The sequence below is a fragment of the Chitinophaga nivalis genome, from assembly GCF_025989125.1.
GTDB lineage: Bacteria > Bacteroidota > Bacteroidia > Chitinophagales > Chitinophagaceae > Chitinophaga > Chitinophaga nivalis.
In genome coordinates this window covers 4,034,178-4,050,735 of record NZ_JAPDNR010000001.1, presented here as the reverse complement: position 1 = coordinate 4,050,735, position 16,558 = coordinate 4,034,178, and the positions used below count along the sequence as shown (strand labels likewise).

General features: G+C 48.3%; 14 protein-coding genes. All 14 read right to left on the bottom strand.

The annotated features are described in order from the left end of the window. Positions 1–6: 6 nt before the first annotated feature. The 14 genes from OL444_RS16085 to OL444_RS16020 all read right to left on the bottom strand — a co-directional run bounded on the left by OL444_RS16085 (position 7) and on the right by OL444_RS16020 (position 16,522). Positions 7–1,170 carry a 3-dehydroquinate synthase family protein gene (locus tag OL444_RS16085; RefSeq protein ID WP_264731618.1) on the bottom strand — a complete coding sequence of 388 codons (1,164 nt, stop codon included), beginning with the start codon at positions 1,168–1,170 and terminating at the stop codon, positions 7–9. Then, positions 1,167–2,429 (bottom strand): DegT/DnrJ/EryC1/StrS family aminotransferase, encoded by a 1,263-nt coding sequence (locus OL444_RS16080; protein ID WP_264731619.1) that lies wholly within the window; start codon positions 2,427–2,429, stop codon positions 1,167–1,169. Before OL444_RS16080 ends, OL444_RS16085 begins: the two co-directional genes overlap by 4 nt. Before the next feature lie 6 nt (positions 2,430–2,435). After that, the gene (locus OL444_RS16075) at positions 2,436–3,194 is read right to left on the bottom strand and encodes a glycosyltransferase family A protein (RefSeq protein ID WP_264731621.1); all 759 of its coding nucleotides are present in this window, start codon (positions 3,192–3,194) and stop codon (positions 2,436–2,438) included. Further along, complete coding sequence (locus tag OL444_RS16070; RefSeq protein WP_264731624.1) at positions 3,191–3,883, bottom strand: PIG-L deacetylase family protein; 693 nt, start codon at positions 3,881–3,883, stop codon at positions 3,191–3,193. Before OL444_RS16070 ends, OL444_RS16075 begins: the two co-directional genes overlap by 4 nt. A 2-nt stretch (positions 3,884–3,885) precedes the next feature. Continuing rightward, a complete protein-coding gene (locus OL444_RS16065; RefSeq protein ID WP_264731626.1) occupies positions 3,886–5,004 on the bottom strand; it encodes a glycosyltransferase family 4 protein in 1,119 nt (372 codons plus the stop codon). Then, the gene (locus tag OL444_RS16060) at positions 5,005–5,820 is read right to left on the bottom strand and encodes a class I SAM-dependent methyltransferase (protein WP_264731628.1); all 816 of its coding nucleotides are present in this window, start codon (positions 5,818–5,820) and stop codon (positions 5,005–5,007) included. After that, positions 5,817–6,845 carry a radical SAM protein gene (locus OL444_RS16055; RefSeq protein WP_264731630.1) on the bottom strand — a complete coding sequence of 343 codons (1,029 nt, stop codon included), beginning with the start codon at positions 6,843–6,845 and terminating at the stop codon, positions 5,817–5,819. Before OL444_RS16055 ends, OL444_RS16060 begins: the two co-directional genes overlap by 4 nt. A 135-nt stretch (positions 6,846–6,980) precedes the next feature. Then, the gene (locus tag OL444_RS16050; protein ID WP_264731632.1) at positions 6,981–7,181 is read right to left on the bottom strand and encodes a hypothetical protein; all 201 of its coding nucleotides are present in this window, start codon (positions 7,179–7,181) and stop codon (positions 6,981–6,983) included. 34 nt (positions 7,182–7,215) lie between these two features. Next, complete coding sequence (locus OL444_RS16045) at positions 7,216–8,289, bottom strand: alkaline phosphatase (RefSeq protein ID WP_264731635.1); 1,074 nt, start codon at positions 8,287–8,289, stop codon at positions 7,216–7,218. 37 nt (positions 8,290–8,326) lie between these two features. Beyond that, entirely contained in the window at positions 8,327–9,823 is a 1,497-nt protein-coding gene (locus tag OL444_RS16040) for a RagB/SusD family nutrient uptake outer membrane protein (protein ID WP_264731637.1), read from the bottom strand. A gap of 21 nt (positions 9,824–9,844) precedes the next feature. Next, entirely contained in the window at positions 9,845–13,174 is a 3,330-nt protein-coding gene (locus tag OL444_RS16035; RefSeq protein ID WP_264731639.1) for a TonB-dependent receptor, read from the bottom strand. 173 nt (positions 13,175–13,347) lie between these two features. Then, positions 13,348–14,322, bottom strand: a complete 975-nt coding sequence (locus OL444_RS31980) for a FecR family protein (RefSeq protein ID WP_264731641.1) — start codon at positions 14,320–14,322, stop codon at positions 13,348–13,350. An 81-nt stretch (positions 14,323–14,403) separates the two neighbouring features. Beyond that, complete coding sequence (locus OL444_RS16025; RefSeq protein WP_264731643.1) at positions 14,404–15,015, bottom strand: RNA polymerase sigma-70 factor; 612 nt, start codon at positions 15,013–15,015, stop codon at positions 14,404–14,406. Positions 15,016–15,262: 247 nt separating this feature from the next. After that, positions 15,263–16,522, bottom strand: a complete 1,260-nt coding sequence (locus tag OL444_RS16020) for a M57 family metalloprotease (protein ID WP_264731645.1) — start codon at positions 16,520–16,522, stop codon at positions 15,263–15,265. Positions 16,523–16,558 lie beyond the last annotated feature (36 nt).

Here is a 16,558-nt window from a genome sequence, read left to right as displayed (position 1 = left end):
AAGTGATCAGATACTATTCACGTAGGCGGCTGACTCGAAATAATCTGTTTTCAGCACAGCTATAGCCGCTGTTATTTCGCTCAATGCCACCGGCACCAGGTAGCTATCGTAATTCGTTCTTACCTTTCCGATACCATCCAGCAATATCATAGGGGTTTCAGACGAAGTATGCGGAATCTTCCCTTTTTTATTATCTGATTTTACAGATTGCATCACGTTTTCAATACTGGTATGGTCAGGTATACGCAACGGACATTCACAAAGACGTAACAGCGCTACATGCAATCCGATATCATCCGATGTGATCCAACCTCTTCTGCCGGCGATATAGGCAGCGGCCAGCATGCCCAATCCTACCGCCTGGCCGTGAAAGAGATGGCGGATATTTAATTCAAGGCTATGCCCGATGGTATGTCCATATTCCAGCACGATGCCCTGCTCCTTTTCAAAAGGGTCTGCCTTCAGCAGGCGGCTTTTTTGCCGGATGCCCAGCTCCACCAGCTGCAGGAGTTTTTCAGGCGTAAACGGCAGTTCCAGCAGATGAGATAATTTCCCGATAGCCTCCTGATCAAAAGTCAGACAGTTTTTTACGATCTCTATGATGCCTCCGTACAGATGCAGCTGATCGATCGTAGACAAATATTTAATATCAATAAAATTGAGTGTGGCCTTGTGATACAGGCCAAAGGTATTTTTAGATATAGGACCATTTACCGCCTGTTTTTGAGAAAGAATCGCATCAGACATCGCCAGCAACGTGGTAGGTATGTGTATGAGCCGGACCCCTCTGAACAACAAGCCTGCAATGACGCCGGCGATATTGCCTGTCAGTCCTCCGCCAAACGATATGATGGCCGTGCACCGCGACGGCTCTGTCAACATGATCGACTCCAGCAGGGTGGTCACCGTTGCCAGTGTTTTTTCGCTCTCCGTAGCATTAACGGTATACAGGTGTACCGGCAATATATTAGAGAGGCGGTTGTATATTTCATTATTCCACAGGTCATTGACGTATTGATCTGCAATAATGATAGCTTCCGCACAATAGTGCTTTATGGCTTTCAGTTCCTCTGCCGGCATCATATAACCGATCCTGATCGTTGTTTCGGTGCTGCCAAACGGGAAAGCAATGGTGCTTGTTCGGGTATCAGTATTGATGAGCGTATTCATTCCACAATAGTTTTAATTTTCTGAATGCTTGTTACGATGTCGTACATATCCTTTTCATTACCTAACAGCATAGCATGATGGAGTAACAAATGTGAATGATATACTTTCCAGCATACCGGCAGCTGGTACTTTGCTGTATCCAGTTTTTCTTTATAAAAAGAAAGGCGGTGATCGTCCGTTACATATAAGGGATGTTTATTCAGGGGGATATAAGGCTGATGGATCCACATACCCAGTTCTGCACTGAGCATCTCGCATAATGTTTTTATCGTGATATTGCCAAATGCAGCCAACTCTATGCGAAGCGGAAGATGATACGTAGAAATGCTGGTGGTACCGGGCGCACTGCTGATCATAGATACCCCTTCCACTGTTTCCAGCAACTGTCCGAGTAACCGTCTGTTGCTGCTTCGGCGTTCATTTTCTTCCTCCAGCGTTTTCAGTTTATTTAACAGGATAGCGCAGGCTATTTCACTCAGGCAGTAGTTGGAGGCGAAGCTATCTCCCGCATCTTCCAGCTCCATATAACCTGGCAGCGGCCTTACAGCCACCTTTTTGCGGGCATTTGTGCGGATGCTGTATATTTTTTCTGCCAGTACCTGATTGTTGGTAATCACAGCGCCCCCTTCACCGGAGGTGAGTATTTTACCCTGCTGCATACTGAACGTTCCGACGGCGCCAATCGTGCCTACCCGTTTCCCTTCCCAGGTAGCGCCATGTGCCTGGGCGCAATCTTCAATAATGGGAATCCCGTATTTTTCGCTGATGCGCAGTAAGGCATGCATATCTGCTACAGCGCTGTACAGATGTACCACCATGATGGCTTTGGTGCGTGCGGTGATGGCCTGCTCTACTTTCTCCGGATCTATACAAAGCGTAGCCGCGTCTACATCCACCAGTACCGGTATAGCATTCAGGCTGGCTACTGCCACGGCGCAGGCCACCCAGGTAAGTCCCGGTACAATCACTTCATCATCCATACCAATGCCTAATGCCTGTAATCCGCAAAGGAGTGCCGACGTGCCATTGGCGGTAGGGATACAATAGCTGACGTTATTAAAGGCCGCAAAGGCCCGGGCAAATTTTTCTTCATAAGATGGCTCATCCTGATAAAATCCACTCACGGTCCACCGCCGGCTGCGCAGGCATCGGATCACCTCTTCTTCCAAACCTGTGGTAGAAGCCGGCCATACAGGCCAGGCCTGCTGTCGTACCGGTTTGCCGCCGTTAATCGCTAGTTGTTCCATTTGAAAATCCATCAGATGTTAATTAATTCGGTAATTGGAAACGCCGCCCAGGTAATACCTGATGCTCGGTATGCCAGAACCGGCAATAGGTAATTGCAGGGAACGGATACGTGCAAACAGCTTATCATCTTCTCCTACCCGATTGCGTAAATCCTGCTCGCTGAAACTGAAATCCAGCCCTATTTCCCGGAGCGTGGCTGTATGAAATAACCACTCGTTCATATCTACCGTGGCCAGCTGCATGGGATCTGGTACCGCTACCGGCCCGTCTTTCATCACGGATTGTCCTTCCATCATCACGCCGGCTGCTATACACCATTGCCATCTTTTATAGGCTTCCTGTTCATCGCTGTGCCAGGGATAGGAACTCCCATCAAAATGTTTTCCATCTGCATATAACAGGGATCTCCACGAATACGCCGCACCTACCTGTTGTTCTCTGATGATGGCCAGCAGGCTATTCAGATGCCCCGCCTCCATTTCATTATCATCATCCAGAAAACACATATACGGCTCCCTGACAAAGGATAGCGCATGCTGTCTTAACATCGCCATACGGGGCGAAGAAGGGCCCTGGTGGGGCAATCCTTCCAACGGAAAAAATTCCGTCGTGCTGCGGCAAAAATCCAGTCGTGCATCCCTGAGCAGCTGTGGCTGATTTTCAGAAAACACCATATGCCGCACCGAAGCGTCCTGCAGTAGCACACTGTTGATACAGCGGATGAGCGAGGGTACGCGGTCTACAGTGAATGTTATTACACAGATTTCTTTACTCATATACCTGATTTTTCAGACCAGCATCTTTCTCCCTGATGCCGATGGATGTATTGCCGGACGGCTGCAATATCCTTTTCTGCTACCTGGGAACGGTAGCTCCGGAGCCACGCGATACGTTGGTCCAACGAAGACATATCCCTGTTAAACCGGGGATAGAGTTGTTGCGTCAGCTGATGGATCCAATCGTCATATACTTCCGGCTGTATCTCGCCTGCATAAGGCAGGTCTTCATAGTAACTGATTTTTCCGGGGAAGACCTGCGCGGCACATTCCCGCACCAGCAGGTGATCAATATGTCCGCAGATGCCCAAAGGCGCATACACCTGATCGGGAGCAAACCTTTGATGCAGCAATCTGAAATCATGTTGTATCCGTTGTTGCAGCTCCCACTCTGTTCCTGCACCCAGGGTGTTATCAAAAATATGCTCCATCGCCCATCCTCTTTGTGGCGCTTCCTCATATCCCAACAGGTGTGCCGTCAGCGATGCCTGTTGACAAAATGCCTTGTGCTCTGCATATCTCAAAGCGGATACCGCTTCTACTCCTGTCGCCTCCGCATAGGGTGCAAAGGTGCTTCTGGTAAAAACAGTCACGGTGATAGTATCTGCAGGCATCTTTGCCAACAATAACCATCCCGTCATGGAATAGGCGGTATCATCAAAATGAGGTTCCAGAATCATCGTTTTCATGATCATTCAGCTGGTATGCAGTTATGATAGGCAGCCACCATGTTGCTGTAAAAAGCAATCAGCTGTTGACTGGTGACCGCATTGCTAAACCAGGTATCCAGTCTTTCCTGTAAACAACCGGTCAGCTGTGCGCGGAAGGTATGATCCGTAAAAGCCCTTTCCATCCGTTGTGCCAATGAACCGGTATCCGCCACGGGTACCAGGCCCGGATAATCTTCTCCCAGCAACCATTTCCCGCCACTTGTTGCGGTGGAGATCACCGGCTTCTTTCTGCCGGCTAATTCCAGCAGGGAAACAGGACAACCTTCAAACAAGGACGGCAGTACAAAAACAGCTGCGCTGGCCGTGATAGCCAAAGAATCTTTGAAAGGATGAAAGGCGCCATGAAAATGTACCTGCTCCTCAATACCCAGCATCTTCGCCTGGTTCAGGAGGCGCTCCCGGTCTTCCCCTTCCCCCCAGATGCCGAGTGATAACAACGGCTGCCTGTCTGACAACAATCTCATAGCTCCCAGCAGGTATTCCAGTCCTTTTTCTGCAGACAGCCTGCTGATACATCCGAAAGTAGTAGGCGGATAAGTGTGATCTGATGTGGTGTACAGGTCATGCATCACGGTATTCGCAATCAGTTGTATGGGTTTTAAAAAATGATGCCGGCTCCTCGCGGTGGTTTCCGCATGTGGATTGAGTACGAGTAGTCCATCCAGCTGCTGCATCACCTGTGCCAGATTTTCCGGTAACCACCAGCATTGATCGCTCAGATCTGTAGGCTCCAGTCCGCATACCGGGAAATCGTATTTTTTGAACCGGATAATATCAAAGCAGAAAGTCTCCAACGGCATTACCTGCATCAGTGAAATGGAAGTACTGCGCGTGATCTGGTCAACGACCGCCGCAAAGTCGCGCCACTCAAAGGATCCCACTTCATGCAGGTGTATCTGTCCGGGTGCGTGATTTAATCCGAGTACCTGTTTCCAGGAAGGATGTACGGCACTGGTAATCATATGCACATGGATGCCGCTCCGCTGTAACAGCCGGCAAAAGCTCGTCACCATGTACTCGCTGCCACCCAGGCCGCTCAGATCAGGCGTAAGCCATATGATCTCTTTAAGTATTTTCATTCACGCGTATGCTTTAAGCTGAAACATATAAATACCCGCATTATTATCTTTCTCATCAAACGGAATAAACCGGTGCAGGCTTAATGCCGCCTGTTCGGCCATGGCCGTAAGTTCCCGGTGTGTCAGCAGTTTTTGCCGAAGCGTTTTATATACCGTTTTTTCTACCTGTCCGTCCTGCCGGATAAAATCAAAAATCTGATGAGAGCAAAGAATGTTGGAGGTTGCATCATAATCTTCCCAATATTTCATTGCCGCAGAAAAGGCCTCTTCCCCCACCTGCACGCCATGAACGAGGCCATAGGTATTAATATCCTTGGGATACTTTTTTTGGGCGCGGCTGATTTTTTCGGCATCCCGTATACGCAGGTCCGTGATAAAATAACCTTCCGGTTCCAGGCAGGAGGCAATCTGCCGGAGCATGCCGGTTAGTTCCTCTTCCTGCAAAAAGTGCGTCAGGAAATCATCTACGGCCATCACAATCTGAAATTTGTCATGCAGTTCCACCTCTCCGCCGGCAGCACAGATAGTGTTGATACGTGTTCGTTTATCCGGTGGAAAGTGGCTGATCTTCTGTTCTAAATGCGATAGCATTGTTGGAGAGATATCTACTCCTGTCACCAGATGCCCTGCTGCCGCCAGTTTCAGTATCACCCTGCCGGTGCCACATCCAAATTCGATGATCTTACGGGGCACGTTGCCTATCAGCTTAAAATAAAGTGCTTCCGCTTCATCGGAATAGGCATCGCCGGCTGCAGCATCGAACAAGGCCGGATCATAAAACTGTTTTTCCCAGGGGGTAACCGTATTATCTGTCATTGCGTAACAATTTCACTGTAATTCGCCCAGTTGTCTTCAATCAGGTATTCCAGATCTGCATAGCGTCTTTCGTAGCACCAGTTACAATCCACACAACTGGAGATATGTCCGCCGCTTAATGCCTGCTGGTGCTCTTCCCGGAGTAGTTTCATTTTTTCTCCGTGCCAGAATGCACTAAAGCCATCCACTCCTTTCCACTGGCCCCAAACAAATTCGGCTACGCCATTGAGATGATCACAGAAACCCAGTCCTCCTTTGGAATTGATATACAAATAGGTGAATGGGTGGATACAAAATTTCTTCACCTTACTGACATTGGTTTCCTCTTCCAGCAAAGAGGCGGAATATTCTACTTTTAGCTGCGGATATGCCATCACCAGGTGTTTCAGGTCTTGTATAGCTTGTTTAACACGTGCGGTATGATGTATAAGATTTGAGGGATCTTCCGCCGTTGTTTTCAATGGTTCCATTTTAAAATGGGTAATGCCGAACTGCATTCCCAGTTTTATGATATCACACAACTGCGCGGCATTATCGCCACTGACGGTAATGCAGAAATAAAGGTTGTCGGAAACGCTGTGGTTATTGGACAGTAAAGCGTTTTGCAATAGTTCTATATTATGCAGCACCTTTTTCATAGAAGCGCCACCCCGGATACGTTCAAAGGTTACTTCATCTGCAGCGTCGAAAGAGATGCCTACCAGTACGCGTTCCCTGCCCAGTTTTTCCCAGAGCGATGGCCGGTTAATCGTGCCATTACTGATAAGTTTGATACGCTTCCCATATTGCAATGCTACATCGAGGTAGTCTTCAAAATTTTTCAGGATCGTGCTTTCGCCCCATCCGCGGAGATCAATGAATCGGGCATGTGGAAATAAAACCCGGGCGATGTCTTCATACATATCAAAAGGCAATACATCTCCCTTGAAACCAGCTGATCGACACATAGGGCAATTCAGGTTGCATCTGTCGGTAAGCTCAATATAGAGCGCGCGCGGGAACGCCGTCAGTTGAGGGTATGTCATCAGGGCTGATTTTTAGGGTAAACTAATGTGCTACAACACTATTTGTAGAGTATTGCAGGGCTTATGTTCCTTAATGGTCGTTATATGTATCTGGGCCTGTCTGGTAAAATGGTAACGAGCTGAGTTTAAAGCGGGTTATTGGTTACTTTGAGTAAATGCGTAAATATGATGGAATGAATGAGCATGACAATTATTAATATCTAATTTATAGTTTTTCCCGGATATGGAAAAATAAAATTGCGCAGGGAGACGATTTGTACAAGCTGTTTTCTCTATTCCAACAGTAGTATTTGCTACATCATCACCAACAAAAATCCCCCGGTCTGCTATTTGCAAACCCGGGGGATTTTATTTTCAGGTAGAAAGATGATCAGAATTTTAATGCCTCCATAAATTTCCGGAAGATGGTATTGTTATGATAAATACCCATAAAAGCTTCTGCGCCGGGGCCGTAGGCAAATACCGGTACCATGACGCCTGTATGATCATCGGTAGAAAATTTACCCGTGATTTTTCCGGTAGTAAGATCACCTTCTGCAATCGTCAGACCGCCGGTTTCATGGTCGGCCGTTACCACTACCAGTGTTTCGCCGTCTTTGTCGGCAAAATCCAGGGCGGCTTTAATGGCCTTATCGAAATCAATCACTTCTTCGGTTACATAAGGCAGGTCGTTGGCATGGCCACCATCATCAATTTTGGAGCCTTCCACAACCAGGAAAAAGCCTTTTTTATTTTGCTGCAACAGCTGGAGCGCTGCCTGGGTAGTACGTGCCAGCTGATCGCCTCTTTCTGCCACGCGTGCTTCTTTAATCAGCCCTACCAGTTTTCCCTGTTTCACTTGTGCCACATCAGCCGTTGTATGCTTTACCTGGTAACCTTTCTGTATGAACTCCGTGAGAAGATTGCGGCCATCCTTGCGCTGGTCGAAATGTTCCTGGCCAGCGCCGATCAGTACATCCACGTCTGACTTCACATAGTCTGCCGCTATTTCGGCCTGCATTTCACGCACTTTCTGATGCGCCGCAAAGGTTGCTGGTGTTGCATCCGTGATATCGGTGGTTACCACAATACCGGTTGACAATCCATGCTGTTTGGCGATTTCCATAATCGTCGGCTGTGGCTTCCCGGCGGTATCTACACCGATAGCACCGTTGTAAGTCTTCTGTCCGATGGAAAATGCAGTAGCTCCTGCGGCCGATTCTGTCATGTAGTTATCGGCAGAATTGGTTCTGGAAAAACCGATACATTTGAATCGCTCCAGGTTCAGCGAACCTTTGTTGGCAGTCAGCCCGGCATAAATCTGCGTAGTACCCATACCATCTCCCACCATAAAAATGATATTTTTAATTTTGCGGGGAGCAGCGGCTTCCTTTTCCTTAGGCTGTGTACAGGACATGGCCAACACCGGCAAAATGAACGCTACTGCAATAACATATCTTTTCATGTAGTTCTTTTAATAGTATAATATACAACGTCTGCCATTAAAATCCTGGATTTTGTACCAATACGCCCTGGCTCAGATTAATCTGTGACTGTGGAATCGGGAATATCTCATTCACACCGGCTTTAAAGGAAACGCCTTTCTGGCTGTTGTATTTCTTCGCAAAATCATTCAGCACCTTTCCGGCTCTTTTGGTACGTACCAGGTCAAAGAAGCGGAACACTTCCGTTGCATATTCCACGCGTTGCTCCTGCCAGATCGCCTGCCGCAGTTTTTCTTTATCGGTAGTGGTGACATCCGGCAGTATCAGCGCATTACCTTCTCTGGCGCGCGCTCTCACCTGGTTCAGCACCTGCAGCGCTTCCTGGCTATGCCCGTTTTCGTTGGCAGCTTCTGCATACCACAGGAGAATATGTCCGAAGCGGAACACGATCTGATCTTTACCTGAACTTTTAGGTTGATCCGGCATTTCATTTTTCAGGATCAGGTATTTCGTACATAGGTAACCGGTAGCACTGGTGCCTGTGTTGCCGATGGTACCATCCGGCAATACATCTCCTGTTTTATATACGGTTGCCTTCTTGCGGGGATCGCCCGGCTCAAAAGCATCTACGAGGTCCTGGGTGGGGTTGTCGTAGCACCAGCCATAAGATAAGGGGCCACGGGTTCTGCCATCGCCATCACCAGATCCTTCTTCATCATAGAAGCGGGCATCGTACTGGAAGTTGATCTCAAAAATGGCTTCTGCACCGTATTCTCCATCAATGGTAAAATTATGATAGTATACAGGATCGAGGCTGTACTGACGGGAATCGATGATCCGCTTCGTCCATTTTTCTGTTTCGGCAAATTTGCCCTGCATGATGTACACCCGTGCCAGCAAAGCATGCGCAGCTCCTTTAGTCGCACGGCCATAGTCTGCTTTCTCCTGTGCACTCTTCTCCGGCAATGCTCCTTCTGCTTCCAGCAGATCTGTTTCTATCTGGCGATAGATTTCTTCTTTGGAATTTCTCGGGATGTTATAATCGCTCAGCATTTCTTTCAGCATCAGCGGCACACCACCAAAGATCTGCACCAGATTGAAATAGTAATACGCACGGAGGAATTTACCTTCTGCTACATATACTTTTTTCGTTGCATCATCCATGCCTTTTACACCCGGCGCTTTTTCAATCACGATGTTGGCAGCATGGATTCCCTGATACAAAGTAGACCAGGCGTTTTCATAGAAGGGATTGGTAGCGTTGGCGGTAAAAAATTCTACCTGGATCATATCCGGGTTATCACCACCATTCGCACGGGCATCATCAGAGCAAACATCTCCGAAAACCCATCTCACATAACCCGGGTAGCCGGTACGGTAATTGGATTGCAATGCCTTATAAGCTGCTATCAGTCCTTGTCTGGCGGTAGCCGGCGTAGTAAAGAAGGTAGCAGTGGTTTGCTTACCGTGTGGTTCTATTTCCAGTAATTTATTACACCCGGAAAAAACACCGGCTGCCAATAAGAGTATAGTTATGCCAATTCGTTTCATCATGGTATCAAATATTTTTCGGTATTAAAAGTTCACATTCAGACCAACAGAAAGCGTGCGTGGACGCGGATAGTAAGCGCGGTCGATACCCACATCCAGCGGATCGCCGTCATTACCGTCGCGCATACCTACTTCCGGATCAAAGCCATCGTACCGGGTGATGGTAAACAGGTTTTCGCCACCTGCATATACCCGTACTTTAGCAATGCCCCATCTTTTCAGCATAGACTGCGGCAGAGAATAGCCCAATTGCAGGCTATTGAGGCGCAGGAAGCTGCCGTTCTGAATCCAGCGGTCAGAAGGACGCATGTTGTTATTCGGATCCAGGATGGTCACGCGTGGCTCTTTATTAGTGGAACCTTCGCCGGTCCATGCCTGCTCCTTATCCGGTGCAAAGTAGTTGGAGATACCAGAAGAGTTGGTGTAGTGTTTCCAGCCGGTATAAATCTGATTGCCACCACGGCCGCTGATGCTCAGGTTGAGATCAAAATCCTTATACCAGAAAGAAGCGGAAAGGCCATAGATACGGGTAGGCCATGGACTACCGATGTAGGTCTGGTCTTTGTCGTCGATCACATTGTCGCCGTTCAGGTCTTTATAACGGATATCGCCGGGAGCAGCGCCAGGTTGTTTGGCAGCCGCATCTACCTCTTTCTGATTCTGGAAGATACCATCTGTTACATACCCGAAGAAACCGCCGATAGGATGACCGGCCATTGTTTTGCTCACTCTTACGCCACTGGTGATTTCACCGGCGTAGAAGGCAGCACCGTCGTTCATTAAGCTGGTTACCTCGTTGCGGTTGATCGAATAGTTCAGGGAGATGTCATATCCGAAATTCTTTTTACGGTTGCTGTGAAAGCCCAGGGTAAATTCGAAGCCTTTGTTAACGACATTACCACCGTTTACATAAGGCGCTTCAGATACCCCTACAGAAGCCAGGATAGGCAAACGTACCAGGATACCGGAAGTAGCGCGGTGGTAGTAGTCCGCTCCTATGGTGATAAAGTTATCGAATAAAGTCGCGTCCAGGCCCAGGTCTGTTTCTCTCGTAGCTTCCCACTTCAGGTTCATATTACCGATGCTGGAAGGCGTAGCGCCGAGCAGTACTTCCTGTTCTTTACCACGACCAAACGGATAAGGTATATTTACTTTGAGGGTAGACACCGTAGCGCTGGTAGACAAAGAGCTTTCATTACCCAGTGAACCCCATCCACCACGTAATTTCAGGTCGTTGATAAATTTCACATCCCGGAGGAAAGGCTCATTGGACAAGCGCCAGCCCAGGGAGAAAGAAGGGAAAGTACCGAAGCGGTTGTTGGCACCGAACTTGGAAGAACCATCGCGACGTACGTTCACGGTAGCGAGGTAAGTGTTACGGTAGCTGTAGTTCAACCGGCCGAAATAGGATAACATGCCCCATTCGTCACCACCACCGCCAACATTCAAACCGGATGAAGCGAGATCCAGGTATTGCAGGGAGCGGGTAAGGCTGGCATCTGCCGGCAGGTTTTGTCCGTAGGCACGGATATACGAATCATAGGAATGCTGTGCGGTTACACCCAGTAATCCGTCGATACGATGTTTACCAAAGCTACGGCTATAGTTTAAGGTATTTTCCCAGGCCCAGTCGGTACCATTGGAAGCTTCTTCTTCCAGGCTGCTGACATCTTCCTTCTGGGAATTGCTGACAAAATACACGGGGATATAGGAACGATGGCGATCATTGCCCACGTTGATATTAAACTGCGATTTAAAATTCAGTCCGGGTAACAGATCTGCCTGGGCATACAAGGAACCCATCAGCTGCCATCCTTTGTTCAGACGTTGAATATTTTCAACAGCGGCAACAGGATTGTAGGTATTGGCAAAAGGCGATACGCCATAGCTGCCGTCCGGATTTTTTACCGGCACGGTAGGCGCCATCTGGATAGCGGTGCTGATGATGCCTCTGGCATCACTGTCGTAATCAGAAATACTGTTCCGGGTGGTATAGGTATAGTTCATGTTTTCCCCGAATTTCAGCCAGCGTTTCAGCTGGTGGGTGCTGTTCAGGGATACGCCTATCTTGGAGTAATCTGTTCCGATGACCGTACCTTTCTGTTTCAGGTAGCTGGCGCTCATGCGGTATACAGAGCCTTCTTTTCCACCTGAAAAGGCTACTTCATATTTGCTGATAGGTGCGGTTCTGAAAATAGCATCCTGCCAGTCGGTACCTTCGCCATAGCTGTCAGGGTTGTTGAATACCGGCGCCAGTCCGCCTGATGCCAGGGCGGAGTTATATAATCTGGCATAGGTAGCTGCGTTGGTCAGTTTCAGTTTTTTATATACCTGTTGCATACCGGTAAACGTATGCAGGTCAATTTTCATCGCGCCGGCACTTCCTTTTTTGGTGGTCACCAGCACCACGCCGTTCGCACCGCGGGAACCATAGATCGCAGCAGCAGAAGCACTCTTCAGGATCTCCACGGATTGAATATCTTCCGGATCGAGGTTGTTGATATTACCAAAGGGATTGCCATCGATCACATACAACGGATCGCTGTTATTGATGGTACCTACGCCACGGATACGGATCATCATGCCCGTACCGGGAGCGCCGGAGTTATTGGAAACGCTTAATCCGGCCACCTTTCCTACCAGTGCCTGGTCCAGGCTGCCGACGGTTCTGTTATTGATCTGATCACCGGTCACAGAGCCGATTGACCCGGTGATATCTTTTTTCTCCTGCGTACCATAACCTACTACCAGTACCTCACTTAACGCGCTGGAAGCCTGTTTCATGACAACAGACAGCTCCCGCACCTTTCCTTCCTCTACCAGTACTTTCATGATCCGCTGCGGCGCAAAGGAGATAAAGCTCACCTCCAGGGTATACACACCCGGCTCCACCACCAGGCTGAAAGACCCGTCGCCTTCGCTGACGGTGCTTTTATTCAGCTCCGGGATACGGATACTGGCGCCGGGAAGTGCCTCCCCCTTTTCGTCCGTTACTTTACCAGTGATCTTACCCGGATTAACTTTCACGGGCTTCACCTCTTTTACGATGACAACGGTTTTGTTGATGATTTCATAGCGGTAACCACTATTACTTAGTAAACGGTGCAGGATATCGCTGAGCGCTACATTGTTGAAGTCCGCTTCGGCTACTGTTTTTTCATTCAGCGCCGCCTTGTCGAAGGCAAAAGACAATTTGCTGGCCATAGACAATTCCGAAATGGCAGCAGCCAGTGTTTTACCTTTTAACCGGATTTGCAGCCGGATGTTGCTCAGGTCCTGGGCTGTACCCGTACCGGCATGCAAACAAAGCGTCCCGGCAAACATAATACCCAGAAGAAGTACAGAAACTCTCATAAGATGTTTAATGGACCCCGAAAGGTTTTTTTTCATAATTTCGAATCGTTTAAATGGTAAGAAACTGTTTAAATGCACCGGTATTCACTGTCCTTCCCGGGAACTGAATACCGCACTGATTATTGACGGAAGTTGTTTGCAGCAGCTTCCGTTTTTTTATGTAGCTAGTTGATTTAATAAATACTGATTACCTTTTCATCGATGCGGTAGCGCGCCTGCGTAAGGCTGCATACAATGCGCATCACGTCGTCAATGTGATGGTTGGTCATCATATTCATGGAAAACCGGACCTTCCGGATGTCTGCCCGTTTGGTTTGCAGGCGGTAGCCAAAATTGTGTGCCAGTACAGCCGCCAGTTCATCAAATGAAACACCATCCAGGTTGATGCTTCCTTCCCGCCAGGTATTGGTGGAACCGGCTTCTTTCGTCTCCGCAGAATAGGTATGATCCCCTTTGTTGTAGGTGAGTTGCTGATCCGGTAATAAGGTAGCCAGTGTATTCGTTCCCATGACAATGCCTACTTTCCCGGTCGCTACATTGATGCGGATACTTCCCAGTTCGGGATACGCCTTGATATTAAAAGAGGTGCCCAGCACGATGGTGCTGAGAGTGTCTGTATGTACAACAAAGGGGTGTTCCGGTTGTGTGGCCACATTAAAGAAGGCTTCGCCTTTTAAGTATACCTCTCTGTTCCGGCCTTCGAATCCGGCAGGATAGTGCAGGGTACTACCCGCATTCAGCCATACCTCGCTCCCGTCGGTCAGTATTACCTTCAACATTTTACCGGCAGGTGAAACGCTGCTGAGTAATGCTGCTTGTTGCTGTGGCAGCGGTTTTCCGGGCCGAAAAAAGTAGCCTGCACAGGCCAGTCCAACTAATACCAATACGGCTGCTGCCATCCGGTAAAACAGCATGGGCGTTCGTTTTGGTACAGGCGCCGGCAGATCTGGTATCTCCGCAGTCAGCTGCCGGTAGATACGGTTACGCAACCGGGTTCGTACGAGCTCCGCCGCCGCCTCATCCTGGAATACCGGTGTGGCCTTGTTATCAAAGGCTGCATACCAGGCATCCAGTCGGGCCGTTTCTTCGGGCGTACTATTTCCCAATGCTTCTTTCTGCAGTAATTCAAGTAATTCGCGTTTATTCACCTGCGCTCTTTATATCTATACTCGAACAACTGTACCTGATGTACCGGTCTGTTTTCAGGCTTAACATTAAGGTAACATTGATCAGTGGCGGGTGAGCAGTACCGCTGCTACCGTGAGGATAACTGTTGTGCTGGCGCTGTTGGCAAGATTATATTGATGTAATGTTCTGCGGATTCGCTTAATAGCTGCGCTGATCTGGTTTCTTACGGTCTGATGGGATATGGCCAGTTCATGGGCAATCTCCTCATTGGAAAGCTGCTGTTTCCTGCTCATCAGGAAAACGGTTTGCATGCGTTCCGGCATGCTGCTGATTTCCTTTTCCAGCAATACTTCCAGCTCTTTATGCATCAGGTGTGCATCCGGATGTGTGATAGCACGGGGGCTGGTGAAGAGGGCATTTCTTTCAAAAGTTTCTTTCAACAAACTTTTCCGGTAAAAATCGATGATTCTTCCTTTTAAGGCTTTATGGAGATAAGCCCGGATAGAGCCCTCGCTGGTGATGACAGCAGGGTTTTTAAGCAATGATATAAATACCTCCTGCAGGATATCTTCCGCGTCTGCCGGCGCCGGCAGACGCCTGCAGGCAGCTTCATACAGTTCTTTCCAGTACAGTTCATAGATGGCATCAAAATGAGGCCGGCTTTGCTGCGCTTGTTGTTCGTGGTTGGCTGGTTTACTATCTGATTGGTGCATCCTGCTAGCAGTTAGGTATTTGTAATGCAAGCGCAAAGCTCTGATTTGAATGATAAAGTAGTAGCAGTTTACAATAATTTAATGTAGCACCGGGCATTTCATCACACGATCATGTAATAACATAAAAGATCAGTTGCCGCAATAGTCTGCTATTCATCCCTGCTGATTTTACTATTAGTAAAAAGGCCATATAAAGCAAAACCTGTCATCATTGTATGACAGGTTTTACATTCAGATTTTTTTTTGATTAAAGTCTTTCTACATACCAGCGTTGGAAACGCTCTCCCCGCCAACGTTCCAGGTTAACAACCGCACCATTCTGGAGAAAGCCCAGCCCGATACCGGCCGCTCTTCCACTAAGCCGGTTTATGATCATCAGGGTGCCATCCGGATTACGCACGAAACGCCACTGCTGGTAATAACTACTGTTCCATTCCCATTGATCCAGGATAGCATCACCAGCACTACCATCAATTACACTTAATACTTTACCACTGTGTAAGGCAGTAAGTTTGTAATATCCGTCACCCAGGTAATAGAGAATCCATTTCTGATTATTGGTATTCTCCCAGATCCACTGGCAAATTAATGCGCCATTGTGAGTATATACTGCCTGCACACTCACTGCCTTACCACTGTTGACATTGATCAGCCGGTAGGTACCATCCGGCAGCGGATTCAGGACGCCACTACCATACAAATAATCCAGCGCAGCCACATCATTGGCATTAAAAGGCCGGTCTGCACCACCGCCATTACAAGCAAGCATCCAGCTATCCGGGTCACCGTAAGTAGCGGTACCCGGAATCACTACAGCACCTACACCGGCATCCCCTTCATTGCTACCAATATTACAACTGTAGGCACGGTTAAAGTAATCAGTATGACGTAACCCAATAGCATGGCCTATTTCATGTGCAATCAGCGTTGCCAGGTATCCTTGATTGGGTGCACTTCCCAATGCATCCGGATCCGCATTCAATTGAATCGGACTGGCCGGGTTGCCGGTACTGGTTGGAAAGCCGGCAGAGCGTACGGATACTCCTTCTCCCAGACTGGTATACTTGATATCTATTTCTCCGCCACTGGCTACGCGGGAAAATTTAAGTTGCAGATTCAACGCATTGTAACGTGCAATGGCAACATCGGTAGCAGCTGTATAGGCAGCCGGCAGGTTACTCACCGAAACAGTGATGGTGCGGGGTAATCCTGTAATCAGGTTATGGGTGCGGTATTGCTCTCCCTGTGCAATCCGCATGGCAGGAGAAAAAGTACGCTCATTCAGGGCGGCAGCAGACAGGAAAATATCTCCTTCCACCACATAACCAGCTGTTACTTTCATGACATCCCGGGTACTAAATCCATGTGCCTTCATCTTTTCCAGTACATCCGCAGGGATGGCGGTTTTACCGGCGTCTGTTACTTTTTCTTCTTTTTTACAGGATACCATCAGGAGCGGGCCGGTCATTACCAACGCACACAAAAGCATTTTAATAAAGTATTGCATAGTGGGTTTTTAGCATGATTAACAAAATCGGGTTAC

Bases quoted from the DNA above. Each gene is read 5' to 3' on its own strand.
- OL444_RS16055 (WP_264731630.1), bottom strand. From the start codon at position 6,845: ATGACATACCCTCAACTGACGGCGTTCCCGCGCGCGCTCTATATTGAG.
- OL444_RS16070 (WP_264731624.1), bottom strand. From the start codon at position 3,883: ATGAAAACGATGATTCTGGAACCTCATTTTGATGATACCGCCTATTCC.
- OL444_RS16075 (WP_264731621.1), bottom strand. From the start codon at position 3,194: ATGAGTAAAGAAATCTGTGTAATAACATTCACTGTAGACCGCGTACCC.
- OL444_RS16080 (WP_264731619.1), bottom strand. From the start codon at position 2,429: ATGGATTTTCAAATGGAACAACTAGCGATTAACGGCGGCAAACCGGTA.
- OL444_RS16085 (WP_264731618.1), bottom strand. From the start codon at position 1,170: ATGAATACGCTCATCAATACTGATACCCGAACAAGCACCATTGCTTTC.
- OL444_RS16060 (WP_264731628.1), bottom strand. From the start codon at position 5,820: ATGACAGATAATACGGTTACCCCCTGGGAAAAACAGTTTTATGATCCG.
- OL444_RS16065 (WP_264731626.1), bottom strand. From the start codon at position 5,004: ATGAAAATACTTAAAGAGATCATATGGCTTACGCCTGATCTGAGCGGC.
- OL444_RS16040 (WP_264731637.1), bottom strand. From the start codon at position 9,823: ATGATGAAACGAATTGGCATAACTATACTCTTATTGGCAGCCGGTGTT.
- OL444_RS16045 (WP_264731635.1), bottom strand. From the start codon at position 8,289: ATGAAAAGATATGTTATTGCAGTAGCGTTCATTTTGCCGGTGTTGGCC.
- OL444_RS16035 (WP_264731639.1), bottom strand. From the start codon at position 13,174: ATGAGAGTTTCTGTACTTCTTCTGGGTATTATGTTTGCCGGGACGCTT.
- OL444_RS16020 (WP_264731645.1), bottom strand. From the start codon at position 16,522: ATGCAATACTTTATTAAAATGCTTTTGTGTGCGTTGGTAATGACCGGC.
- OL444_RS16025 (WP_264731643.1), bottom strand. From the start codon at position 15,015: ATGCACCAATCAGATAGTAAACCAGCCAACCACGAACAACAAGCGCAG.